This window comes from Tepidimonas thermarum (genome assembly GCF_007556705.1).
GTDB lineage: Bacteria > Pseudomonadota > Gammaproteobacteria > Burkholderiales > Burkholderiaceae_C > Tepidimonas > Tepidimonas thermarum.
The window spans coordinates 22,455-46,041 of record NZ_VJOL01000018.1; the positions used below are offsets into that span (position 1 = coordinate 22,455).

General features: G+C 69.8%; 24 protein-coding genes and 1 pseudogene. 12 read left to right on the forward strand and 13 right to left on the reverse strand.

The genetic code is table 11. From position 1 onward, the window contains the following. The first annotated feature begins 21 nt into the window (after positions 1-21). The 6 genes from Tther_RS06140 to Tther_RS06165 are packed head-to-tail and all read left to right on the forward strand — an operon-like array spanning position 22 to position 6,175. The gene (locus Tther_RS06140; protein ID WP_246098936.1) at positions 22-975 is read left to right on the forward strand and encodes a CbbQ/NirQ/NorQ/GpvN family protein; all 954 of its coding nucleotides are present in this window, start codon (positions 22-24) and stop codon (positions 973-975) included. Positions 976-996: 21 nt separating this feature from the next. Further along, a complete protein-coding gene (locus tag Tther_RS06145; protein ID WP_143901984.1) occupies positions 997-3,360 on the forward strand; it encodes a nitric oxide reductase activation protein NorD in 2,364 nt (787 codons plus the stop codon). Beyond that, the gene (locus tag Tther_RS06150) at positions 3,357-4,019 is read left to right on the forward strand and encodes a BMC domain-containing protein (protein ID WP_246098937.1); all 663 of its coding nucleotides are present in this window, start codon (positions 3,357-3,359) and stop codon (positions 4,017-4,019) included. Before Tther_RS06145 ends, Tther_RS06150 begins: the two co-directional genes overlap by 4 nt. A gap of 21 nt (positions 4,020-4,040) precedes the next feature. After that, positions 4,041-4,862, forward strand: a complete 822-nt coding sequence (locus tag Tther_RS06155; protein ID WP_246098938.1) for a S1 family peptidase — start codon at positions 4,041-4,043, stop codon at positions 4,860-4,862. Between the two features lie 47 nt (positions 4,863-4,909). Next, entirely contained in the window at positions 4,910-5,884 is a 975-nt protein-coding gene (locus tag Tther_RS06160; RefSeq protein WP_143901985.1) for a sodium-dependent bicarbonate transport family permease, read from the forward strand. Positions 5,885-5,890: 6 nt separating this feature from the next. Next, on the forward strand, positions 5,891-6,175 hold the full coding sequence (locus Tther_RS06165; RefSeq protein WP_143901986.1) for a P-II family nitrogen regulator: 285 nt from the start codon (positions 5,891-5,893) through the stop codon (positions 6,173-6,175). Positions 6,176-6,238: 63 nt separating this feature from the next. On the opposite strand, the gene Tther_RS06170 is transcribed toward Tther_RS06165, so the two are convergent. The 11 genes from Tther_RS06170 to Tther_RS06220 are packed head-to-tail and all read right to left on the reverse strand — an operon-like array spanning position 6,239 to position 16,851. Beyond that, entirely contained in the window at positions 6,239-7,792 is a 1,554-nt protein-coding gene (locus Tther_RS06170) for a cryptochrome/photolyase family protein (RefSeq protein WP_143901988.1), read from the reverse strand. Next, positions 7,789-7,998 carry a DUF2256 domain-containing protein gene (locus tag Tther_RS13350; RefSeq protein WP_143901990.1) on the reverse strand — a complete coding sequence of 70 codons (210 nt, stop codon included), beginning with the start codon at positions 7,996-7,998 and terminating at the stop codon, positions 7,789-7,791. Before Tther_RS13350 ends, Tther_RS06170 begins: the two co-directional genes overlap by 4 nt. A gap of 2 nt (positions 7,999-8,000) precedes the next feature. Then, positions 8,001-9,662, reverse strand: a complete 1,662-nt coding sequence (locus tag Tther_RS06180; RefSeq protein WP_143901992.1) for a cryptochrome/deoxyribodipyrimidine photo-lyase family protein — start codon at positions 9,660-9,662, stop codon at positions 8,001-8,003. Between the two features lie 12 nt (positions 9,663-9,674). After that, positions 9,675-10,157 (reverse strand): nuclear transport factor 2 family protein, encoded by a 483-nt coding sequence (locus tag Tther_RS06185; protein ID WP_143901994.1) that lies wholly within the window; start codon positions 10,155-10,157, stop codon positions 9,675-9,677. A 6-nt stretch (positions 10,158-10,163) separates the two neighbouring features. Then, positions 10,164-10,934, reverse strand: a complete 771-nt coding sequence (locus tag Tther_RS06190; protein WP_143901996.1) for an SDR family NAD(P)-dependent oxidoreductase — start codon at positions 10,932-10,934, stop codon at positions 10,164-10,166. Further along, positions 10,931-11,491: a DUF3833 domain-containing protein gene (locus Tther_RS06195; protein ID WP_143901998.1), complete on the reverse strand. Its 561-nt coding sequence runs from the start codon at positions 11,489-11,491 to the stop codon at positions 10,931-10,933. Before Tther_RS06195 ends, Tther_RS06190 begins: the two co-directional genes overlap by 4 nt. A 26-nt stretch (positions 11,492-11,517) precedes the next feature. After that, on the reverse strand, positions 11,518-12,828 hold the full coding sequence (locus tag Tther_RS06200) for an MFS transporter (RefSeq protein ID WP_143902000.1): 1,311 nt from the start codon (positions 12,826-12,828) through the stop codon (positions 11,518-11,520). After that, a complete protein-coding gene (locus tag Tther_RS06205; RefSeq protein ID WP_143902002.1) occupies positions 12,825-13,481 on the reverse strand; it encodes a chalcone isomerase family protein in 657 nt (218 codons plus the stop codon). The genes Tther_RS06200 and Tther_RS06205 overlap by 4 nt, the downstream gene beginning before the upstream one ends. After that, positions 13,450-14,691, reverse strand: a complete 1,242-nt coding sequence (locus Tther_RS06210) for an SAM-dependent methyltransferase (protein ID WP_425472810.1) — start codon at positions 14,689-14,691, stop codon at positions 13,450-13,452. The genes Tther_RS06205 and Tther_RS06210 overlap by 32 nt, the downstream gene beginning before the upstream one ends. Beyond that, positions 14,688-15,527: a DUF1365 domain-containing protein gene (locus Tther_RS06215; RefSeq protein ID WP_143902004.1), complete on the reverse strand. Its 840-nt coding sequence runs from the start codon at positions 15,525-15,527 to the stop codon at positions 14,688-14,690. The genes Tther_RS06210 and Tther_RS06215 overlap by 4 nt, the downstream gene beginning before the upstream one ends. Positions 15,528-15,546: 19 nt before the next feature. Then, positions 15,547-16,851 carry an NAD(P)/FAD-dependent oxidoreductase gene (locus Tther_RS06220; protein WP_143902006.1) on the reverse strand — a complete coding sequence of 435 codons (1,305 nt, stop codon included), beginning with the start codon at positions 16,849-16,851 and terminating at the stop codon, positions 15,547-15,549. Positions 16,852-16,953: 102 nt separating this feature from the next. On the opposite strand from Tther_RS06220, the gene Tther_RS06225 reads away from it, so the two are divergent. Further along, positions 16,954-17,931 carry a MerR family transcriptional regulator gene (locus tag Tther_RS06225; RefSeq protein WP_185975019.1) on the forward strand — a complete coding sequence of 326 codons (978 nt, stop codon included), beginning with the start codon at positions 16,954-16,956 and terminating at the stop codon, positions 17,929-17,931. Positions 17,932-17,958: 27 nt separating this feature from the next. Here Tther_RS06225 and Tther_RS06230 read toward each other — a convergent pair whose 3' ends face one another. Beyond that, positions 17,959-18,453: an Lrp/AsnC family transcriptional regulator gene (locus Tther_RS06230; protein ID WP_185975020.1), complete on the reverse strand. Its 495-nt coding sequence runs from the start codon at positions 18,451-18,453 to the stop codon at positions 17,959-17,961. Between the two features lie 71 nt (positions 18,454-18,524). On the opposite strand from Tther_RS06230, the gene Tther_RS06235 reads away from it, so the two are divergent. After that, positions 18,525-19,508, forward strand: coding sequence for an EamA family transporter (locus Tther_RS06235; RefSeq protein ID WP_143902009.1), 984 nt, complete (start codon positions 18,525-18,527; stop codon positions 19,506-19,508). Here the strand turns inward: Tther_RS06235 and Tther_RS06240 are convergent. Continuing rightward, entirely contained in the window at positions 19,472-20,413 is a 942-nt protein-coding gene (locus tag Tther_RS06240; protein WP_143902011.1) for a LysR family transcriptional regulator, read from the reverse strand. The genes Tther_RS06235 and Tther_RS06240 overlap by 37 nt on opposite strands. A gap of 96 nt (positions 20,414-20,509) precedes the next feature. Between Tther_RS06240 and Tther_RS06245 the strand changes: the two genes are divergently transcribed. The 4 genes and pseudogenes from Tther_RS06245 to Tther_RS06260 all read left to right on the forward strand — a co-directional run. Further along, positions 20,510-21,244 carry an HAD-IA family hydrolase gene (locus Tther_RS06245; RefSeq protein ID WP_143902013.1) on the forward strand — a complete coding sequence of 245 codons (735 nt, stop codon included), beginning with the start codon at positions 20,510-20,512 and terminating at the stop codon, positions 21,242-21,244. Positions 21,245-21,289: 45 nt separating this feature from the next. Beyond that, positions 21,290-22,372 (forward strand): class 1 fructose-bisphosphatase, encoded by a 1,083-nt coding sequence (locus tag Tther_RS06250; RefSeq protein ID WP_143902015.1) that lies wholly within the window; start codon positions 21,290-21,292, stop codon positions 22,370-22,372. A 53-nt stretch (positions 22,373-22,425) separates the two neighbouring features. Further along, a complete protein-coding gene (locus Tther_RS06255) occupies positions 22,426-23,310 on the forward strand; it encodes a phosphoribulokinase (protein ID WP_143902017.1) in 885 nt (294 codons plus the stop codon). Positions 23,311-23,352: 42 nt separating this feature from the next. After that, positions 23,353-23,587 (forward strand): annotated as a pseudogene (locus Tther_RS06260) (transketolase); the annotation flags it as partial.

Consider the following 23,587-nt stretch of genomic DNA (forward strand, 5'->3'; position numbering starts at 1 on the left):
CCCGAACGGTTTTTCGCGAACATGAACACCCTTACGCGCCGACTCTACGCCGCCCGGGCCCAACAGGGCACGGTGGCGGCGCCCCCCCGTGACGTGCGCCCAGCCAGCACGGCCGCCCTGGGCGAGACGGGCCGTGCGCCGGTGCGCCCGGCGGTGGCCGTGGATCCCGGGGCTGCCGATGCGCTGGCCGCGTATCGCATCCCGCGCGAGCCGTACTGGCGTCCGGTGGGCGACGAGGTCGCGCTGTACGAGGCCGCCTATGCCGTACGCATGCCGATGATGCTCAAGGGGCCCACCGGCTGCGGCAAGACGCGCTTCGTCGAGTACATGGCGTGGAAGCTGGGCAAACCCCTCATCACCGTGGCCTGTCACGAGGATATGACCGCCTCGGACCTGGTGGGCCGGTTTTTGCTCGACGCCAGCGGCACGCGCTGGCAGGACGGGCCGCTGGCCCTGGCGGCGCGCTATGGCGCGATCTGCTACCTCGACGAGGTCGTCGAGGCGCGCCAGGACACCACGGTCGTCATCCACCCGTTGACCGACAAGCGGCGCATGCTGCCGCTGGAAAAGAAGGGCGAGGTCATCGAGGCCCATCCGGACTTTCAGCTCGTCGTGTCCTTCAACCCCGGCTACCAGAGCCTGATGAAGGATCTCAAGCAGTCCACCAAACAGCGCTTCGGCGCGCTGGACTTCGACTACCCGGAGCACGAGGTGGAGGCGGAAATCGTCGCGCACGAATCCGGCGTCGACCGTGAGACGGCCGGCAAGCTGGTGCACATTGCCGAGCGAGCGCGCAACCTCAAGGGCCACGGCCTGGATGAAGGCATTTCCACGCGTATGCTCATCCACGCGGGCAGCCTGATCGCGCAGGGCGTGCCGGCCTTGTCTGCGTGCCGCATGGCGCTGGTGCGGCCGATCACCGATGACGCCGACATGCGCGATGCGCTCGACGCCGCCGTGACCACCTATTTCTGACGCCCCGCACGCCGCGCCACGATGGCCATCCACCTGGACGACTACGGCGAGTTGCTGGTCGAGCTGCCGCACCAGGCGCAGGACGTGCTGCGCGGGGCCTGGCAGGAAGCGGCGCGGGCGCTGTCCGCGCGCGCCCTGGACAACTACCTCAAGGGCGCTCTGGCGCTGCACCACTTGGGCCGCGGCGAGGAAGTCGTCATCAGCTTCATCCAGCACGCGCCGGCGGTGGCCCGCGCCATCGGTGAGGACGTGGTCCCCGACGTCGTCAATTTTTTGCTGTCGATGGCGTCGAAAACCTCGGGTCAGGTGCTGACGCTGATCGCGCAGACCGCCCCGGCCGCGGCGTTGCGCTTGGGCGACCCGGAGCTGTTTCGGCAGTATCTGAGCGTGTTGGCCATCGTGTTGGCGCAAGCGCCGCAGGGCCTGCGGCCGATGTTGGAAAACCTGCCGCGCCTGTTGGCGTCGCTGACACTCGGGGGGCTGCGCCGCTGGGTGCAGTGGGGGGCGCAGGCCTACCGCGGGGACGCCGAGGGTCAGCGCCGCTATTTTGGCTTGCAAAGCGCGGACGCGCTGGCCGTGCTGCAGCAGGAGCGCCGCGGCACGCTGTTTGTCGACATCCAGCGCCGGCTCAACCTGTACTTGCGCGCGTTGTGGGGGCGCGACTTCTTTTTGCGACCCACGGCGGGCGACTTCGAATCGCGCGAAGGCCTGCGGCCCTACATCGAGCACTTTGTCATCCACATCGCCGACGCCTACGACGACGTGCACCCGCACGGCGACGCGGGCCCGCCGGTGGCGGCGCTGGACATCTACCGCGCTGCCGCCAACCACGCCGCGGCGCACCTGGTGTTTGCGCGCCAGCCCCTGCCCGGCGACGGTTTGGATGCGCTCACCAAAGCCATCGTCGAGCTGGTGGAAGACGCCCGTGTGGAGGCGGCGGCGGTGCGGCGCTTCCCCAGGCTGCGGCAGCAATGGCGCGCGTTGCAGCCGCCGCCTGTCGATCCGCCCACGCGCGCGGGGGATCTGATCAACCGGCTGGCGCTGGCCTGGTTGGATGAACAGGCCGCGCAGCGCGATGCCGACCCCTGGGTGCAGCAGGGCGTGCAGGGTATGGCCGCCTGGCCCGACCTCGACGACCCGCAGCGCAGCTGGGACTTGGGCCGCGCCCTGGCCGATGCGCTGCGCGAGCGCATCCGTGCCGAAGGCTGGCCGGCGTTTTCCGCCCGGCTCGATGGCCAGCGGGCGATTTACCGCGACGACAACCGCGCCATCTGGGACAGCGGTGCCTACGACGAACGTGTGGCGCTGGCCGCCACCTGGGCGCGCCAGCAGCAGGTGCGGCGCCAGGTCAATGTGATGGAGATGGTCAACGAGGTTGACGTCGAGTTTGCCGGCGACGACGCGCAGGAGGTTTGGGTCCTGCCCACGGAGTTCTGGCTCGACCAGGAAGGCGTGACCATCAACTCGCTGCTGGGCCGTCCGCCCGTGGCCGATCCGGTGCACTACGCGGAGTGGGACTACCAGATCCAGCTCGAGCGCCCCGACTGGGTCACGGTGTTGGAGCGTCATCCCACTGCGGGGGATGCCGCGCGCATCGACGCGTTGTTGGTCGAGCAAAAACCGGTGGTGCAGCGGCTGCGCCACCTGATCGAGGCCATGGCCCCGCAAGGGTTGCAGCGCATCCGCAAGGTCGAGGACGGCGACGAGCTCGACCTGGAGGCGGCGGTGCGCGCCTGGGTGGACCTGCGCATGGGGCAACAACCCGACCCGCGCATCATGATGCAGCACCGGCTGCACACGCGCGATGTGGCCGTGCTGCTGTTGCTGGATCTGTCGGCCTCGGCCAACGATGCGGTGCGCGGCAGCGACCAAACCGTGCTCGACCTCGCGCGCGCGGCGGCAGCGTTGCTGGCCGAGGCCCTGACGCGCATCGGCGACCGGTTTGCCATCCATGGCTTTCGCTCCGATGGGCGCCACGACGTGCACTACCTGCGCATCAAAGATTTTCATCAGGCCTGGGGCGAGCCGGCCAAAGCGCGCCTGGCGGGGCTGGAGGGCGCGTTTTCCACGCGGCTGGGGGCGGCGCTGCGCCACGCGGGCCAGCAGCTCAAGCGCCAGCCGCAGCGCAAGAAAATCGTCTTCGTGCTCACCGACGGCGAGCCGGCCGACATCGACGTGCGCGACCCGCAGTACCTGCGCCACGACGCGCAGCGGGCGGTGCACGAACTGCAGCGCGACGGCATCGTGAGCTATTGCCTGACGCTCGATCCACACGCCGACGCTTACGTCGAGCGCATTTTTGGCGCGCGCCACTACACCGTGGTGGAGCGCGTGCAGCGCCTGCCCGAGGTGCTGCCCACGCTCTACCTGGGGCTGACGCGATGAGCATGCTGGCCGCCGATCGCGCCCGCGTGCAGTTGCGCACGTTCGTCTTCATCGATGCGCTGCAGCCGCAGCTGGCCTCCTACCTGGGCACCTCGTCGCAGGGGTTTTTGCCCGTGCCGGGCGATGCCTGCATGTGGATTGAGGTGGCGCCGGGCATGGCGGTGCACCGGCTCAGCGACATCGCGCTCAAAGCCACCAACGTGCGCATGGGCGAGCAGGTGGTGGAGCGCGCCTTTGGATCGATGGAAATCCACTACCGCAACCAAAGCGAGGTGCTGGCCGCGGGCGACATCATTCTCGAGCAGCTTGGCGCCACATTGGAGGACCGGCTGCCCTGCCGCATCGCGTGGGCGGAAAACATCCGCGCGGTCACGCCCGACCACGCGACGCTGATCAACCGCCAGCTGCGCCGCGGCTCGATGCTGCTGCCGGGCAAGACGCTGTTCATCTTCGAGTGCGAGCCGGCGGGCTACGTCGTTTATGCGGCCAACGAAGCCGAAAAGGCCGCCAACGTCACGCTGGTGGACGTCAAGCCCTTTGGCAATTTTGGCCGCCTGATGATGATGGGCAGCGAGGCCGAGGCGGCCGAAGCGCTGGCCGCTGCCGAACGCGCGGTGATGCAGATCAACCGCCGCGCGCGCACCGCAACGCTGGATTGACCCCGACGCTGGAGCCTTGCCGTGACCGCTGTGCCCACCCCCTTCGACGTTGACACACCGGCCAAGCGGCTGCTGTTCCACACGGTGCGGGTGGAGACACAAATGACCGATGGCGGCAGCGGCACCGGCACCGCGTTCATCGTCGAGCATGTGCATGCGCGCGGGCGCACCGCGTTCGTCGTCACCAACCGCCATCTGGTGGATGAGGTGGTCAGTGGCGCGCTGGTCTTCCCCGTGGCGCGCGAGGGGCAGCCCTTGCTGGGCAGCCGCTTCGAGGTGCGCATCGACGAGTTTGGCGAAGCCTGGCACCGCCACCCGGACCCCGACATCGACTTGGCCGTGCTGCCCCTGCAACCGTTGCTGCAGGCTGCGGCGGCCCAGGGGGCGTCGCTGTACGTGCAGCCCATCGGCAGCGACCGCTTGGCCGGCGCGCCCGAGCTGGCGCGGCTCGATGCGCTGGAGGAGGTGTGGTTTGTGGGCTACCCCAGCGGCGTGTGGGACCAGGTCAACGCGCTGCCGATCCTGCGTCGCGGCACCACCGCGACGCCGCCGGCGGTGGACTTCGAGGGCCGCCCCCAGTTTTTGGTCGATGCTGCGGTCTATCCCGGCTCCAGCGGGTCACCGGTTTTCGTGCGCGCGGCCGATGGCAGTGGGTTGTGGCTGGCCGGTGTGGTGGCGGCGGTGTTTTTTCGGGAAGAATCGCTGCGCCTGACGCCGCAACCCGTGCCCGCGAGCACGGCGCTGCAGGCGCTGGGCACCGAAATGATCGACCTGGGGCTCGTGATCAAGGCGCACGCGGTGCGCGAGCTGGTGCAAGACTACCTGCGCCACTGGCAAGGCTGATGCGCGGGGGTATCGCGGCCCGGAACAACGACAGAAAGTGACGCAGCATGGTGTTCGATCCCATCGTCTTGTTTTTCCTGCTCGGATTGCTGGCGGGGCTGAGCAAATCCGACCTCAAGATCCCCGCGGCCATTTACGAGGCGCTGTCGATCTATTTGCTGCTGGCCATCGGGCTCAAGGGCGGGGTGGAGCTGTCCAAATACCCACTGTCACAGCTGTTGACCAGCAGCGCCGTCGTGCTGGCGGCGGGCATGCTGATTCCGGTGATCGGCTATCCGGTGCTGCGCTTCGTCGGGCGGCTTGGCCACTACGATGCGGCCTCGATTGCCGCGCACTACGGCTCGGTCAGCGTGGTGACCTACTCGGTGGCGGTGGCGACCTTGATCGAGCGCCAATGGACGCACGACGGCTACATGGTGGTGTACCTGGCGCTGCTCGAAATGCCCGCGCTGATCCTGGGCGTGGTGTTGGCGCGCGTGGGCGAGCAGCGCGAGGGGCAGCCGGGTGGATGGTCGGCCTTGGCACGCATCCAGTGGGGGCGGCTGGCGCACGAGGTGTTCTTTGGCAAGAGCATTCTGTTGCTCATCGGCGGGCTGCTCATCGGGTATGTCGCCGGGGTCAAGGGGTACGAGCCCATCGCGCCCGTGTTCAAAGATGCCTTCAAGGGGCTGTTGGCGCTGTTTTTGCTCGAAATGGGGCTGGTGGCCGCATCGCGCATTGCGGCGTTTCGCTCCTACGGCGCATTTTTGGTGGGCTTTGCCATCGTCATGCCGCTGGTGTCGGCGGTCATTGGCATCGTCACCGCGCGTTACCTGGGTTTTTCGCAGGGCAACGCCGCGCTGCTGGCCACGCTCTACGCCAGCGCGTCGTACATCGCTGCGCCCGCGGCCATGCGCATCGCCGTGCCACAAGCCAATCCTGCCTTGTCCATCGGGGCGTCGCTTGGGGTAACATTCCCCTTCAATCTGTTCATTGGCATCCCGGTCTATATGGGGATGGCCAAAACGCTCATACCCGGGTAAACGCCCATGGCCAAGGCTTTCAAGCTGGTGACGATATTTTGCGAGGCGGTGCTCGAGCCGCTCGTGATCCGAGAGTTCGACAAGCTCGGCATCGTGGGCTACACCGTGAGCGACTGCCGCGGTCGCGGCACCCATGGCGTGCGCAGCGGCAACTGGCGCATGAGCGCCAACGTGCGCATCGAGGTGATGTGCGACTTGCCCACCAGCGACCGGCTGATGGAAGGGCTCACCCCCTTTGACCGCGATTACGGCCTGCTGGTCGTGCGCAGCGACGTCGAAGTGCTCAACTGAGCCACCGCCTGCAACGTCCTGCATGGTGGCGTGGGGCCACCGGTGCGCCGGGCGCGCCGCGCGTCAGAGATCGTCGATGCGTTCGAGCCAGGTTTGCGCCTGGGCGCGCAGCGCGTGCAGGTCGGCCGCCGGCATGCGCTCGAGCTGCCGCACCACCAGCGCCATGCGCGGGTTGGCGGCCAGCCGTTGCCGGTGGCGGGCCAGAAAGTCCCAGTACAGCGCGTTGAAGGGGCAGGCGCGCGCGCCCGTGCGTTGCCGGGGGTCGTAGGCGCAACCTTGGCAGTGGTCGCCCATGCGCTGCAGGTAGGCCGCGCTGGACACGTAGGGTTTGGTCGCCATCAGGCCGCCGTCGGCCCACTGGCTCATGCCCAGGGTGTTGGGCGCTTCCACCCACTCGAAGGCGTCGATGTACACGCCCAGGTACCAGTGGTGCACCGCGGCCGGGTCGCATCCCGCCAGCAGGGCAAAGTTGCCGGTGACCATCAGCCGCTGGATGTGGTGGGCGTAGGCGCTGTCGAGCGTTTGGCGCAGCGCGGCGCGCAGGCAGGCCATGCGGGTCTCACCGCTCCAGTACCAGGCCGGCAACGGGCGGGTGTGGCCCAGCGCGTTGCTGCGGGTGTAGCCGGGCATGTGCGCCCAGTACACGCCGCGCACGTATTCGCGCCAGCCCAGGATTTGGCGGATGAAGCCTTCGACGGCGGCCAGCGGCGCCTGCCCGCTGCACCAGGCGGCTTCGGCGCGTGCCACCACCTCGTGCGGCCGCAGCATCTTGACGTTGAGCGCCAACGACAGCTGCGAGTGGAACAGCCGCTGGTGGTGTGACGACAGCGCGTCCTGAAAGCGCCCAAAGTGCGGCAGGGCATGTTGCACGAAGGCGTCGAGCTGGGCCAGGGCCTCGCCGCGGTCGATCGGCCAGCGACAGCTGCCGGCCTGCGCGTCGCCGACGGTGCGCACCCCCGCCGCCACGATGGTGGCCCACAGGGCGCGGTGGTCATGGCAGGGGCGCGGGTCGGGCGGTTCGGGCGGGTTGCCGCGCCAGGGCTGGCGGTTGTCGGCATCGAAATTCCAGCGGCCGCCCGCGGGCTGGTCGCCCTCCATCAGCACCCGGTGCTGCCGGCGTTGGCGGCGGTAGAAGTGCTCCATCACCCATTGGCGGTGGCCGGCGAGCGCCCGCGCGACGGCATCGCGCGGTCCATAAAAGTGCGCGCTGTCCACCATGCGCACCGGCACGCCGGTCTGCGCCGCCCATTGGCGCAGCTCGGTGTCCAGGCGCCACTCGTCGGGGGCCTGGTACTCCACCGCCGTCGCCTGGTAGCGGGCGATGAGGGCGTCCAGGTTGGCCGTGAGCCGCTGGCGGTTGCTGGGGTCGTCGATGGCGACGTAGCGCACGCGATGACCAGCGGTTTTGAGCTGGCGCGCGAACGCGCGCATGGCGGCAAAGAGGGCCAGCACCTTTTGCGCGTGGTGGAGCGCGTAGTCGGTCTCCTGCCGGATCTCCATCAGCACGTACACCACGTCGGCACGCGCTTGGGCAAACCACGGGTGCAGCGGGTCGAGCTGATCGCCCAGGATCAGCCGCAGCAGGGGGCCCGGGCGGGGAGGCGAGGCGTCCGTCATCGGCGGTGCGTACGCGGTGTGGCGCCGGGGGCCGGGGTGGCCCGTGGCGCGACGCCCGGCGCGGGGTCGGTCGCACCGCGCTGGCGCCGGCAGCGCTCGGAGCAGTAGCGCACCTGCTCCCAGTCGCGCGCCCATTTGCGGCGCCAGGCGAAGGGCAGGCCGCAGACGGCGCAGATTTTGCTGGGCAGGTGGGCTTTGCGGCGCATGGTCACCAAAGGCTAAGTTGGTTGGGGGGCGGGGCGCTGCGGCGCCGTGCGGCCGGCTCACGCCCCAGCGCGTCGCGCCCGGCGGGCATGCCGCGGCGCGAGCCGTGGCGGCGCACAACCTCGTCGGCCTGGGCGCGCACGGCGGGCTCGGCACGCCGGGCGTGCACACGCGCCTTGGCCGCGCGCAACGCCTGGTCCAAATCCACCACCGGCGCGGGGATGTCCACGCCGACGGTCACGCCGCAGCACCGCTGCAGCGCCGGCGGCATGCGCCACGGCTCGAACAGCCACGCGTCGGGCACCTGCCGCAGCGCTGGCAGCCAGCGCCGCACGAAGACGCCGTGCGGATCGTGGTCGTAGGCCTGTTTGATCGGGTTGTACACGCGCGTGGCGTTGATGCCCGTGGTGCCGGATTGCATCTGCATCTGCGGCCAGTGGATGCCCGGCTCGTAGTCGAGAAACTGCCGTGCCAGCCACAGGCCCACCTCGCGCCAGTGCAGCCACAGCGGGTAGGCCGCCACCGAGACCAACATGGCGCGCATGCGAAAGTTGAGCCAGCCCGTTTCGCGCAACATGGCCACGCAGGCATCCACCAGCGGCCAGCCGGTGCGCCCGTGTCGCAGGGCATCGAAGTGCGCGGGTTGCCACGCCCGCTCACGCAAGCCGTCGTAGCCGCGGTGCAGGTTGCGCCACTCCAGTTCGGGTTCGCTTTCCAGTTTCTGCATGAAGTGGCAGTGCCAATACAGCCGGCTTTCGAAGGCGCGCAGACCGGTGGCCAGCCGGCGCGCCAGGGTGCCGCCATCATCGGCCGGGGTGGCGGCTGCCGCGGCGCGCCGTGCCCGTGTCGCCTGCACCACCTCGCGCAGGCTCAGCACCCCATAGGCCAGATAGGGCGACAGGCGGGAGCAGGCGTCGGGCGCGGTCAGCGGTGAGGAGATGCCACCGCGGTAGTGCGCCGCGCGCTCGTGCAAAAAGCCGGTCAACGTCGCTTGCGCGAGCGTACGCCCGCCGCGTTGGTGTTGCGGGGGCTCCCACGGGTCGAGACCGAGCATGGCTGCGTCGGGCCACGGCCCGGGGGCCAGGCAGGCACCGTCGCGCACATACCACGCCACGGGCGCGCGGGAGGGTGGCTCTTGGGCGGTGGGGGCATGGTGCGGCCCAGGGGCGAAGACCAGGGTGCGCAGCGGCCAGGACACCAGCGGCGCACTCATGAGCCGTTCGCGCGCGGTCAGCCAGGCGTCGCGCTGGCGCAGACCGCGCACCACGCCAAAGGCGGGGGTTTCGTGCACCGGGATGCCGTGTTGCCGTGCCCAGCGCCGCACCGCGCGGTCGCGCGCGAAGGTGTGCGCGTTGCCGGTTTCCTGGTGCGCATAGAGGGCGGCGATGCCCCAGTGGCGGTGCAGCGCGTCGAAGGCGGGCAGGGCCTCGCCCACCAGGACGTGCAGCCCTGCGTGGGGGCGGCCCGTGGCGCGCAGCGCGGCGTCGAGTTCGGCCAGGCTCTCGCGGATGAAGCCCCAGTGCTGGGCGGCGCTGTCGGGCTGGCGCCACAGGCTGGGCTCGACGATGTAGACGGCCAGCACCGGGCCCGCGGCGGCCGCCGCCACCAGCGGGGCATGGTCCTGCACCCGCAGGTCGCGCTTGAACCAAACGACGTGGACAGGCATGGCGTGCGGCGCTCACACATCAGGGGCGGCGGCGCGGCGTTGCAACCAGCGCATGAGTGCCCCCAACACCGGCAGTTGGGCGTACAACTCGGCCGCCGCGTCCCAGTAATCGCGGTGCTCGCGCACGCGCCCGTCGGGCGCAAAGCGCAGGTGGGTGCTGCCGTGGATGCGGCGCTCACGCACCTCGCCACGAAAGCGAAAGACGAAATCCCAGATCACGAACGCCTGCTGCGCGTCGCCCACGCACTCCCGCACGACAAAGCGCGGCGCTTCCAGCCGCTCGTACATATGGTCGAAGACGCGACGGATGGCCGGCAGCCCCTGCACGGTGTGGAAGGGGTCCTGAAAGCGCGCATCCTCGGTGTAGATGCCGGCCAACGCGTCCAGCGCGGCCGGGTGGAGCGCTTCAAAAAACCGCACCACCCGCGCTGCCGGTGTGGCGGGGGTGTTGGGCGCCGCGGGCGCGGTGCACGGGGGTGGCGGCGGGGCATCCATGGGCATTCAGAGTCCGGTGGCGCGGTGAATGAGGGCGAAGTACCAGCGGTCGGGCAGCCAACGCAGCGCGCGCAGCCACAGCGTAAAGCGGCGCGGAAAGTGGATCTCGAAGGCACCGCGCGCCCAACCGCGCAGGATGGCGGCGGCCGCCTGCTCCGGCGTGATGAGGGCCGGCATGGGAAAGCTGTTTTGGGCCGTCAGCGGGGTGGCGACGAAGCCGGGGCTGATCAGGCTGACACCGAGGCCGTGCGGGCGCAGGTCCAGGTAGAGCACCTCGGCCAAGTTGGCCATGGCCGCTTTGGTGGGGCCGTAGGCCAGCGCCTGTGGCAGGCCGCGGTAGCCGGCCACGCTGCCGACCAGGCTCAGGTGCCCGCTGCCCTGCGTGAGCAGCCGTGGCACGCAAGCACCCACCACGTGCAGCGTGCCCTCGACATTGATGCGTTGGTGGCGCAGCAGCTCATCGGTGTCGATGGCGGTGGCGCGCTGTGGCCGGTAGTGCCCGGCGCAACAGACCACGAGGTCCAGCGCACCACCGGCAAAGGCGGCCTGGGTGGCCTGTTCCACCGCCGCCCGGTCGGTCACGTCCAGGGGCAGGGCCTGGCGCTGGGGGGCTGCGCCCGCCCAGGCCTGCAAGGCATCGGCGCGCCGCGCCGACGCCACGACGTACGCTCCGCGCGCGTGCAACGCCTCGGCCACCGCCAGGCCGATGCCGGAGGAGGCGCCGACGATCCACACGCGCCGGCCGGTCCAGTCGCGCAAGGGTGGGTTCAGGTTCATGGGCTCAGCTTGGTAAAGGCCAGCGTCACCTCGCCCAGCCGGATGCCCCATTTGCGCATCTCGGCCCGGTTGAGCATCACGCGCTCGTCGATCAGGTACATCCAGTCGTCCAGCTCCACCTCGTACACCGTGCCATCGACCGGCAGGCGCAGCGTGTAGCGCCAGTGAAAGGCGTTGCCGCTGACCTGGCCACGGGCCTCGCCGACCACATCGTCGGCCGTGCCGCGGTAGCGGCCGTTGCCTTCGTCCACCAGGCGCCAGACGCGCCGCTCGGTCTTGCCGTCGCTGTGGGTGAAGCGCTCGTCGAGCACACCCTGGTGGCCGTCCCAGGTCCCCGTCATCTCGACCACGAAGCGGCGCACCACCTGGCCGCTGCGGTCCTGAAACATGCCGTGCGCGAGCAGCCGACCGTTGAAGTAGGTTTTGAGGTCGAGCGCGGGCCGTTGCGCGGCGTAGCCGTCGATGCGCTGGGAAGCGCAGCCGCTCAGCAGCCACGCGGCGCCCACGGCGAGCAGCCACCGCCGGGTGGCCGTGGGGGAGGGGGACCAAGTGGACATGGCAGGCTCCAGTCAAACGCGGGTGTTCAAGTCGGGGGTGTAGCGCCTGGGGTGGGCACCGGCGCTGGCGGTGTGGGGCGGTGCTGGCGCACAAAGCCCTGCCACAGCAACCCAGCGGCCAGCGCCTTGAGCAGGCAGGGCAGCAGCGCATAGGCGATGGTGAGCGCCTGCAGCGCGGCCGGATCGCGGCTGCCCGGTGTGTAGCCGAGCAGGCCCAACAGCGGCAGCGCCAGCCCGGCGGCCAACGCCAGGTTGCCTTTGGCCGCCAGGTTCCACCAGCCAAAGTACGCGCCCTCGTGTCGGCCACGGTCGCCAGCGTCGGCCATGACGCCTGCCAGCAGGGCGGCGGGCAGCGCCAGGTCGGCCCCCAGTGCCAGCCCGGAGAGCACGCACACCACCGCAAAGGCGGCCACATCGCCGGGGCCGAGCAGTGCCGCCCAGACAAACACCGCTATCGCCAGGGCCATGCCGGTGAGCCAGCCACGCGCCAGCCCCACGCGGCGCACCCAGGCCAGCCACAGCGGCAGGCTGGCTGCCGCGGCAACGAAATACGCGGCCAGCAGCGGCCCCTGCGCTGCGGGCGCCTGCAGCCGGTCGGAGACAAAGAACAGCACCAGCGTGGCAGGCATGGCGCTGGCCATGCCATTGCACACGAACACCGCCAGCAAGCGCCGAAACGGGCGGTACCGCCACGGCAGGCGAAGATCGGTTTGATCGGCTGGCACGCCCGCGGGCGCGCCGGGCACCGCCGGCGGCTGTGGCCCCTGGCCCCAGGTGTGCAAGGCCACCAGCAGCGCCAGCGCCAGCAGCGCCAGCGTGGCACCCCATCCCCACCACGACGGCAGCACCGACGCCAAAACCACGCCGACGAGCGTGGCACCTTCGCGCCAGGCGGCTATCCGGGCCTGCCGCACCGCGTCGCCCCCCAGCCGCGCGCCCCAGCTCTGGTGCGCGATGGCCAGTGCGCTGTAGGCCAGCGTGGTGGCCATGGCCAACAGCAGCGCCCAGGCGGCCAAATGCCCGTGCACCCAGGCGGGGGGAAACCACAGTCCCCACATCCCCAGCCACAGCGCCAGCGCCAGCGGCCAGGCACGCCGCAGCACGGCGGGCGCGCCGCCGGCAAAAACCCCATCCAGCCAGCGGCCAAGCAGGGGGTCGGTCACCGCGTCGAAGGCACGCGCCAGCAGCAGCACCGCGCCCAGTGTCGCCAGCGGCACGCCCAGCGTGGCGTAGTGGTGGGGCAGGTGCACATAAAGGGGCAGCGCCACGAAGGCCAGCGGCAGCCCCGGCAAGCCGTAGCGCCAACCGTCGCGCGGGGGTAGGGCGGAGGCGGTCATGGGGCTGCGGTCGTCGCCGTGGGGCCCAGCAGGGCTTGGCGCAGGGTCGGCTCCGAGGTGGTGGGGGCCAACCAGATGCCAAAAAAGCGTTCGGCAAAGCGCGTGTCGGCGATGTCGCCCAGGATGCGCTGGCGGCCATCGGCGTCGGTGAGCACGAAGCGTGCCCCAACGCCGGGTTGCCGCAGGCCGGCGATGCGGTCGCCCGCGCGCACGTCCGGAAACACCCGCTGCATCGCGGCCAGCCAGGCGGCCTCGTCGGCGGGGTCGATGGGGCCGGCGCGGCGCATCTCCTCCAGCGAGCGGCGCGCAATGTCGGCACCGCGAAACCCGCGCTGGTAGCGCAGGGTCAGCACCAGCGGCTGGCGGCCCAGATCGCTGGCGCGCCAGCCGGGCGCGGCCAGCAAGGTGGCGTCGTACACCGCAAAGCCCCAATAGCGCAACGTGCCCTGGCCCACCACCGTCGCGCCAGGCAGCAGGCGTGCGCTCGGATCGTCCGGCGTGGGCGGCGCCGGCGCCACGGCGGCAGGGGTGTCCGTCGTCGTGGCCGTGGCGATGGCAGGCACCCCGCACGCCGCGATGGTCAGCGCGACCTGCGCTGCCGCGGCCAGCCGGCGCGGGCCGTCAGGGGCGCACCAGGGTGCACTGCACCACATCGATGTCCCCGGCGTCGAAGCCGGCCTCGCAATACGCCAGGTAAAACGACCACAGGCGCACAAAGCGCTCGTCGAAGCCCAACGCCAGCACCTCGTCGCGGCGCGCGCCAAAATCGTGCCGCCAGCGCCGGCAGGTTTCGGCATAGTCGCGGCCAAAGGCCAGCATGTCCACCACCTGCAGCCCGGCACGGCGGGCCTGGTCGTGCAGGGCGCCGGGGCTGAGCAGGCAGCCGCCGGGGAAGATGTACTGCTGAATGAAATCGGTGGAGCGCAGGTAGCGCTCGAACAGCGCGTCGCGGATGACGATGGCCTGGATGCACGCGCGCCCGCCCGGACGCAGCAGGCGCTGCAAGGCGCCAAAATAGGTCGGCCAGTAGGCGCGTCCGACGGCCTCGATCATTTCGATGGACACGATGGCGTCGTAGGGCCCGTCGTCGATGTCGCGGTAGTCCTGCAAGCGCAGCGTGACCTGGCCATCGAGCCGGGCCTCGGCCATGCGCTGCTGGCCGTGCGCCAGCTGCTCGGTGGACAGCGTCACGCCGATGACCCGCGCGCCAAAGTCGCGCGCGGCCATTTCGGCCAGCGCGCCCCAGCCGCAGCCGATCTCCAACAGCCTGGTGCCCGGCGCCACCCCCGCCATGCGCAGCGCACGGGCGATCTTGGCGCGCTGGGCGCTGGCCAGATCGCGCCCGGGGTCGCCTTCGAACCAGGCGGCCGAATAGGTCATCGTCTCGTCGAGCCAGAGCCGGTAGAAGGCGTTGCCCAGGTCGTAGTGGGCGTGGATGTTGCGCCGGCTGCCGCGGCGCGTGTTGCGGTGCAGCCAGTGGCGCACGCGGTAGAGCAGCCGCCCCGTCCACGAGCCGTGGATGATGTCTTCCAGCGTCTGGCGGTTGGCCAGCATGAGGCGCAGCAGCGTGCTGAGGTCGGGCGTGGACCAGGCGCCGTCCAGGTAGGTCTCGGCAAAGCCGATGTCGCCGCTGCGCAGCGCCGCCGATGCCACGGACCAGTCGCGCAGCTCCAGGCGCGCCCGCAGCCCGCTGCCTGGCTCGCCGAACACCAGCGTCTGACCGTCCGGGGTCTTGAGCTCCAGGGTGCCGTGGCGCATGCGTTGCAACAGGCGCAGCACGGGGCGCACGGGCGCCGGTGCGCCGACGAGCGCGGCCGGATCGGGACGGTGCGGGGGCGCCGGGGGCGCGAGCATCGTGCTCATGGCGTCGGGTTCTCCAAGCGTGGGGGGGCGGTGACGGCCTGGCCGGTCACGGTGTTGGTCGGTGGGGCGGGGTGGTCGTGCACGGGCACACCCCGGCGCCACAGCCGCAGTGCGTGCAGGTGGATGCGCGCGATCACCAACGCACTGTGCCAACCATAGCGCCACAGCAGGCGTGGCCAGCGGCGCGGCGTGGCGGGGGAGAGCGTGCCGCTGACGCTGGTCAGCAGCAGCGCGCCATCGGCATCGCCATACTCGATACGCGCCACGCAACGGCGCTGACCTCCGCTGTCGCTGTGCAAAAAGCGAAAGCGGTATTCGCCCGCCACGCGGCAAAACGGCGAGACATGAAACCGTTTGTGCGCCTGCAACGTGCGCCCCCAGGCGGGGGCGTCGAGCAGGTAGCAGTGGCGTTCGCCAAACGTGTTGTTGACCTCCGCGACGATGGCGCGCAACGCCCCATCCGAGCGGTGGCAATACCAAAAGCTGACCGGCTTGAAGGCATAGCCGAACACGCGGGCATAGGTGTGCAGCCACAGCGGGCCATCGGCGTCACCGATGCCGTGGTGCTGCAGCAGTTCGTGCAGCCATGCGCGGGCGCCGCCGGTCTGCGGGCCGCGTCCGTCGCCATGGTCGGCGTCGTAAAAGGCGATCCAACCCGGGCGGTTGAGCGCCAGGCCCGCTTCAGCCGCCGCGGCGTCGAGGCGGTGCATCGGCAGCCACAAAAACCAGGTGGGATGCTCGAACGCGTGTCCGTGTGGGCGCAGGCGGCGGTGGCGCACCACCCCTTCGCCGATCCAGACCGGGTCGGCCGCCGAGGGGGGGACGTGCGTCGCCATGGCGGGGTGGTGGTGTTGCTCAAGCGGCCGCACGCCGGCCCTCCAGGCGTGCACGCAAGGCGCTGGCCACGGCCTGGCCCGCACGCAACCCGTCTTCGTGAAAGCCATAACCGGCCCACGCCCCACAGTACCACGTGTGCTGCAACCCCTGCAAGCCCGGCAGGGCGCGCTGGGCCTGGATGGCCGCCATGTCGAAGACCGGGTGCGCATACTCGAATTCGGCCAGGATGCGCTCGGGCGCGATCGGCCGCACCGGGTTGAGCGACTCGATGAGCGGCTGGGCAAACGGCAGCGGCTGCAGCACATTGAGCCAGTAGTGCAGGCACACGCGCGCCGACTCGTGCTGGTCGTCCGCGGCGCGTTCGTAATTCCACGCCGACCACACGGCGCGGCGACGCGGCAGCACCGCGGTGTCGGTGTGCAGCACGGCGCGGTTGGGCTGGTAGCGGATGGCGCCCAGCACCGCACGCTCCTGCGGCGTCGGATGCGCCAGCAGGCGCAGCGCTTGGTCGGTATGGGTGGCGATGACCACCTCGTCAAAGCGCTGCGCACCCGCGTCGGTCAGGACGGTGACCCCGGCGTCGTCACGCTCGACGCGGCGCACCGGCGTGCGGCGCCGCGCATCCGGCAAGCCGGCGACGATGCGCTGCACATACTGGCGCGCACCACCCGCTACGGTGTACCACTGCGGGCGGTCGTGGATCTGCAGCAGCCCGTGGTTGTGGCAAAAGCGAATCATCGTCGCCACGGGAAAGCGCAGCATCTGGTCGGTGGGGCAGCTCCAGATGCACCCGATCATCGGCAAAAAATACCAGTCCCGAAACGCCGTGCCAAACCCGTGCGCGCGCAGGAAGTCCCCCAGCGGCTGCTGCAACTGGGCCTCGCGGCCCTGTTGGGCCAGCTGCGTGCACAGGCGGTTGAAGCGCAGCAGGTCGGCCAACATGCCACAAAAGCGTGGCCGCACCAGGTTGCGCCGCTGGGCAAACACGCTGGCCAGCGATGCGCCACCCCACTCCAGCGCCGGGCGCGAGGCGCCACCCGGCACCTGCACCGAAAACGACATGTCCGACGGCGCCGTGGGCACCCGCAGTTCGGCCAGCAGCGCGATCAGGCCGGGGTAGGTGCGTTCGTTGAACACCAAAAAACCGGTGTCCACGCCATGCGTGACCGGCCGCCCCGTGGCATCGGGCAAGGTCACGTCCACGGTGTGGGTGTGACCGCCAAAGTCCTCCTGCGCCTCGAACAGCGTGACCTGGGCGTGGTGGCGCAGGCGGTGCGCGGCGCTCAGGCCGGCGATACCCGATCCGATGATGGCGACCTTCATGCGCGTGCTCCTGTGCCGACCCAGCCGTGCAAGGCCGTTTTTGTCCTAGACAAAAACCATTGTATGCTGCACAGACCTTTTGTGCACGCCCAGGTTCCCGACATGTCCTCTGCCTCTGCCGACCACCCACGTCCTGCACCCGTGGCGCGCTGGGCGATCGCGGACGTGGAGCGCGAGACCGGCATCGGCAAGGACACGCTGCGTGTCTGGGAGCGCCGCTACGGCTTTCCGGTGCCACGGCGCGACGAGCGTGGCGACCGCCTGTACGACGCCGAGCAGATGGCCCGCCTGCGCTTGATCCGGCGCCTGCTCGATGCCGGGCACCGGCCAGGCCGTGTGGTCGGCCTGGGCGCGCAGGCGCTGGAGGACTTGGTGGCCGCGCTGGAGCCGGCCACAGGTGCCCCGGATGGGTGCCGCGGCGCCGCGACCGACTGGGCCACCTGGATGGCCTGGCTGCGCACGGACCAGACGCTGCGCCTGCGCGACGCGCTGCGCGAAGCGGTGCGCACACAGGGCCTGGCGCAGGCGGTGGAGGGGGTCATCGCCCCGTTGTGCGTCGAGGTGGGGCAGGCCTGGCTGCGCGGTGACATCGGTGTCTATCAGGAGCACCTGTTTACCGAGGCGGTCCAGATGGTGCTGCGCGAAGCCATCGTGCGCCTCGATGAGGCGCAGCCGACGCGGGCACCGCGCGTGCTGCTGACCACGACGCCGGGCGAGCAGCACCAGCTCGGGTTGCTCATGGCCGAGTGTTTTTTGGCCCTGCAGGGGTGCGAACGGTTGTCGCTGGGGGTGAGCACGCCGCTGCAGGACATCCTAGAGGCCATGCGCCGCACCGATGCCGACGTGCTGGCCTTGAGCTACAGCGAGCGCGCCAGCCGCCGCGATGTGTTGGACACCGTGGCGCCGCTGCGCGCGCAACTGCCCGCCCGCGTGGCGCTGTGGCTGGGCGGAGCGGCGGCCTGGCGCTACCGGCGCGGTCTGCCCGCCGGGGTGCTGGTGTTGCGGCGCGCGGCCGACCTCAGCGCGCAGGTGGAGGACTGGCGCCGCCAGCACGATCCCGTCGCGGCACGCGGCACCTGAACGCTCCAGCGCGCCACGCCAGGCGCCTCAGCCGCCCGCGCACGGGGTGGGTGGCCGTGGCCACCAGCGCAGCGGGCGGTCTTCGAACTCCGTGTTGAGCACCACGGTGCTGGTGGTGCGCGCCACACCGGGAATGGCCTTGATCTGGTAGAGCACATCCTCCAGCGCACGGGCATGGGTGGTGCGTATCTTGGCGATGAAGTCGTATTCCCCGGCCACGCTGTGCAGCTCGAGCACCTCGGGCATTTCGCGCAGGCGGGGGGCCACGTCGCGGCAGTGGATCCCGCCGTCGTTGCGGATCGCCACGAAAGCCGTGAAGTGCAACCCGAGCCGCTGCGGGTCGATGCGCAGCGAAAAGCGCTCGATGACGCCGCGCTCGACCATCTTGCGCACCCGCTCGTGCACGGCGGCGGTGGACAGGCCCACCTCGCTGGCCACATCGGCATAAGAACGACGGCTGTCAGCGCTCAAGGCCGTAAGAATTCCGATGTCGATATCGTCGAGCTGAATATTTGCTTGCATGGCGGCGTTTTGTCGGCCAAAATACGGCCTGATGGCTGATGGCCGTAAATTATCCGTCCACGAAATCAATCATGCAAACGTTTTTCAGTTCTTTAGAGGGACGCTGGCGCCTCGTCGGGGCCTTGGCCATCGTCTACATCGTCTGGGGCACGACGTACTACGCGCTGGGCGTTGCCATGCGCTCGCTGCCGCCCGTGCTCATGAACGGGGTGCGCTTCCTGGCCGCAGGGGCGGTGATGCTGACGCTTGCGCAGTGGCGCGGGCAGGCCTGGCCCAGCCCGCGCCAGTGGGCCGGCTGTGCGTGGATCGGCGCGCTCATGGCCTTTGCCGCCATGGCGCTGGTGGTGCTGGCGCAGCACCAGGGGATTGGCTCCGGCTTGATGGCGACCGTGGTCACGACCATGCCGATGTGGCTGGCGCTGTGGACCCGCCTGGGCGGCGAGCGTGTGCCGGGCACGAGCTGGGTCGGACTGGCGCTGGGGGCGCTGGGCGCTGGGCTGTTGGCGCTGGAGGGCGACTTTGGCGCCACACCGCTGGGGGCGTTGTTGGCCTTTGCAGCGCCGCTGTGTTGGAGCGTGGGATCCTATGCATCGCGCCGTCTGACACTGCCCGCCCCCGCGATGGCGGCCGGTGCGCAGTGGATCATCGGCGGCGCCATCGGCGTGCTCGTGGCCTGGGTGGCCGAACCCGGCGCCCGCAGCGTGGACTGGGCGGCGGTCACACCGGCGTCGTGGCTGGCCTGGGCCTATTTGGTGGTCATGGGGACATTGGTCACACTCAACTGCTACCTCTGGCTGCTGCAGCGCACGACGGTAGCGCTGGCGGGCAGCTATTCGTTTGTGAATCCGCTCGTGGCCCTGGCCGTGGGGGTGTGGCTGGGTGGCGAGCGCCTGACGGGCTGGGTGTTCGTGGCCATGCCGCTGATCCTAGCGGGGCTGGCCCTGATCATGTACGGGCCGGCGCTGGTGGGCGTGCACCACGGTCTGCGCCGCTGGCGTCAGCGGTTTCGCGGGCGGCCTCAGCCAGCGGGTGCCAGCGGCAGCAGCGCGCCGTAGCGCTCGGCCAAAAACGCTTCGCCCCGTTCCAGCACGAAGTAGCGAAACGCTTCGGCCGCGGGCGACAGCAGCTTGGACAGGGTATGCACCACGTGCCACGCGCGCACCAGCGGCGTGCCTTCCACGTCCAGTCGCGCGATCAGGCCATGTTGCAGCTCCAGTTTCAGCGCGTGCAGCGACACGAAGCCCAGCCCCAGTCCGGCCATGACCGCCTGCTTGATCGCCTCGTTGTCGGGCAGCTCCATGGCGATGCGCAGTTCCACCCCCTGGCGTTGGGCAAACTGCTCCAGCAGCGCTCGCGTGCCCGAACCCCGTTCGCGCGCGATGAAGGGGTAGGGCGCCAGGGCCTCCAGGCGCGGATGGCCCACACGCAGCAGCGGGTGGTGCAGCGGCGCGATGAACACATGCGGGTGGGCGGCAAACGGCTCTGCGCGCACCGCAAGCCCCGTGGGCGGGCGCCCCATGATGGCCACGTCGAGCTCGTTGGCCTGCAGCAGCCGCAGCAAATGCTCGCGGTTGCCGGTGGCCAGCCGCACGTCCACGCCCCGGTGTTCCTGCTGAAACGCCGTCAGCAGCGCCGGCAAAAAGTACTGCGCCGAGCCGACCATGCCGATGGTCAGTTGCCCGACCTCCAGCCGCTTGAGCCGCGCCGCGGTGTCCTCGGCATCCTTGAGCGTGGCCAGCACCTTGCGCGCATAGACCAGCATGTACTCGCCGGCGGTGGTCAGGGTCACGCGCCGGCCCTGGCGCTCGAACAGCGGCAGGCCGACGTGTCCCTCCAGCTCCTTGATCTGCATCGTCACGGCCGGTGGTGTCAGGTGCAGCGCCTCGGCCGCGCGGGCAAAGCTCAGGTGCCGCGCCACTTCGACGAAGACGCGCAGCTGGCGAAAGGTGGCGTTGCGCATGATTTAGTGAAAACTGAATCGGTGATAAAGAAATTGTGAATTTACCTTATGTAATCGAATGCTTATAGTGGGCCATCCCGCAACCGGAGGCCCACCATGCTGCAAGCCCTGATCTTCGACGTCGACGGCACGTTGGCCGACACCGAGCGCGCGCACCTGGCGGCGTTCAACGCCGCCTTCGCGGCCGAGGGGCTGGACTGGCACTGGGACGAGGCACGCTACACCCAGCTGCTCGAAGTCTCGGGCGGCAAGGAGCGCATCGCGCACTACTGGGCGCAGGTCAACGCCAGCCGGGCCGACATCGACGGCACCGAGTTGCGCGCGCTCATCGACCGGTTGCACGAGGTCAAGACCGCGTTTTACGAGGAAGCGGTGCGACAGGGCGCGGTCCAGCTGCGCCCCGGCGTGCTCGAACTGATCGACGACGCACGGCGCAGCGGTCTGCGGCTGGCGATCGCCACCACCACCTCGCCGGTCAACATCGCGGCTTTGCTGCGCGGCGCGATGGGGCCGGATTGGCAACTGGCCTTCGAGGTCATCGAGGACGCGTCCACCGCACCGCGCAAAAAACCGCACCCGCAGGTGTACCAGCAAACGCTGGCGCGGCTGCAACTGCCCGCGACGGCGTGTCTGGCGTTCGAGGATTCGGCCAATGGCTTGCAGGCGGCACGCGGGGCCGGGCTGGCCACCATCGTCACCCCCAACGCCTTTACGGCGCACCACCGCTTCGACGGGGCGCTGCGCGTGCTCGACAGTCTGCAAGGCGTCGATGTGCCGACGTTGCGCCGCTGGCACGGCGAGGTGGCCCAACCCGCCGCCACGGCACCGTGACCCGCACCGCCCCCAACGCATTCGACAAAACCCGAGGAGAACCCCATGCCTTTGTCGCAACGCACCACGCTGACGCAGTTTCTCATCGAACAGCGGCGCCGCTACCCCAGCGCCAGCGGCGACTTCAACGCGCTGGTGCTGGATGTGGCGCTGGCGTGCAAGGCCATTGCGCGCAGCGTCGCCTTCGGCGCCCTGGGGGGCGTCTTGGGCGCGCAGTCCGGCGCCATCAACGTGCAGGGGGAGGAGCAAAAAAAGCTCGACGTCATCAGCAACGAGCTGTTCGTGCGCGCCAACGAGTGGGGCGGCCATCTGGCCGGCATGGCGTCGGAGGAGATGGACGAGCCCTACAACATCCCCAGCGCCTACCCGCGCGGCAAGTATTTGTTGGTGTTCGATCCGCTGGACGGCTCGAGCAACATCGACGTCAACGTGTCGGTGGGCAGCATCTTTTCGATCCTGCGCGCGCCGCAGGACGTCATTGACAGCGGCCGTGACGTCACGGCGGCCGACTTTTTGCAGCCGGGCTGCCAGCAGCTCGCCGCCGGCTACGCCCTCTACGGGCCCTCGACCATGCTGGTGCTCTCGGTGGGCACGGGCGTGCACGGCTTTACGCTCGACCCCAACCTGGGCGAATTCTTCCTGTCCCACCCCGATATCCGGGTGCCGGAAGACACGCAGGAATTTGCCATCAACGCCTCCAACAGCCGTTTTTGGGAACCGCCGGTCAAGCGCTACGTGGACGAGTGCCTGGCCGGCAAAACCGGGCCGCGCGGCAAAGATTTCAACATGCGCTGGATCGCGAGCATGGTGGCCGAAGCGCACCGCATCCTGATGCGCGGCGGGGTCTTCATGTACCCGCGCGACACCAAGGACCCGACCAAGCCCGGCCGCCTGCGCCTGCTCTACGAGGCCAACCCGGTGGGGTTTTTGATGGAGCAGGCCGGCGGGCGCGCCAGCACCGGGCGCGAGCCGATCCTGGCGGTGCAGCCGACCGCGCTGCACCAGCGCATCGGCCTCGTCTTTGGCAGCAAGCACGAGGTCGAGCGCATCGAGCGCTACCACCGCGAGCCCACGCCCTACCAAGACGACAACCCGCTGTTTGCCGAGCGTTCGCTGTTTCGCGCCTGACCACGAGCGCCACCCGCCCCCATCGATCGAAGACCCCCCTGGAGCATCGCGACATGTCTGAGAAGCACCCCATCATCGCCATCACCGGCTCGTCGGGCGCCGGCACCTCCACCGTCACGCGCACGTTTCAAAACATTTTCCGGCGCGAGGGGGTCAAGGCGGCCATCATCGAGGGCGACAGCTTCCACCGCTACGACCGCAAGGCCATGCGCGAGCGCATGGCCGAGGAGGAGGCGCGCGGCAACCACCACTTCAGCCACTTCGGGCCAGAAGCCAATCTGTTCGAGGAGCTGGAAAACCTCTTTCGCACCTACGCCGAGACCGGGCGCGGGCGCTGCCGCAAGTACCTGCACAACGAGGAGGAGGCCGCACCCTACGGCCAGGAGCCGGGCACCTTCACCCCCTGGGAGGACCTGCCGGAGGACACCGACATGCTCTTCTACGAAGGGCTGCACGGCGCCGTGGTGACCGACACCGTCAACGTCGCGCAGTACCCGGATCTGCTCATTGGCGTGGCGCCCTCGATCAACCTGGAGTGGATCCAAAAGCTCATCCGCGACAAGACGCAGCGCCGCTACAGCCAGGAGGCGGTGGTGGACACGATTTTGCGCCGCATGCCCGACTACGTGAACTACATCTGTCCGCAGTTTGCGGTCACCCACGTCAACTTCCAGCGCGTGCCGGTGGTGGACACCTCCAACCCCTTCATCGCGCGCGACATCCCCACCGCCGACGAAAGCGTGTGCGTGATCCGTTTTGCCAAGCCCAAGGGCATTGACTTTCCCTACCTGTTGTCGATGATCGACGGGTCCTGGATGAGCCGGGCCAACACCATCGTCGTGCCCGGTGGCAAGATGGAGCTGGCGATGCAGCTCATCTTCACGCCCTTCATCTGGCGCATGATGGAGCGCCGCAAGCGCGCGCTGGGCCTGGCCTGAGGCGGCCCAGCGCACCCCCTGACCGAGCGAGCCCGACACGACATGAATCTGAGCGATCTCCCCACCCGCGCCGCCCCGACGCCTGAACTGGCGCGCCGCATGGCCAACGCCATCCGCATGCTGGCCGTGGACGCCGTGGAACAGGCCAAGAGCGGCCACCCCGGCGCCCCCATGGGCATGGCCGAAATGGCCGTGGCGCTGTGGAGCCGCCACCTCAAGCACAACCCGGCCAACCCCGCCTGGGCCGACCGTGACCGCTTCGTGCTCTCCAACGGCC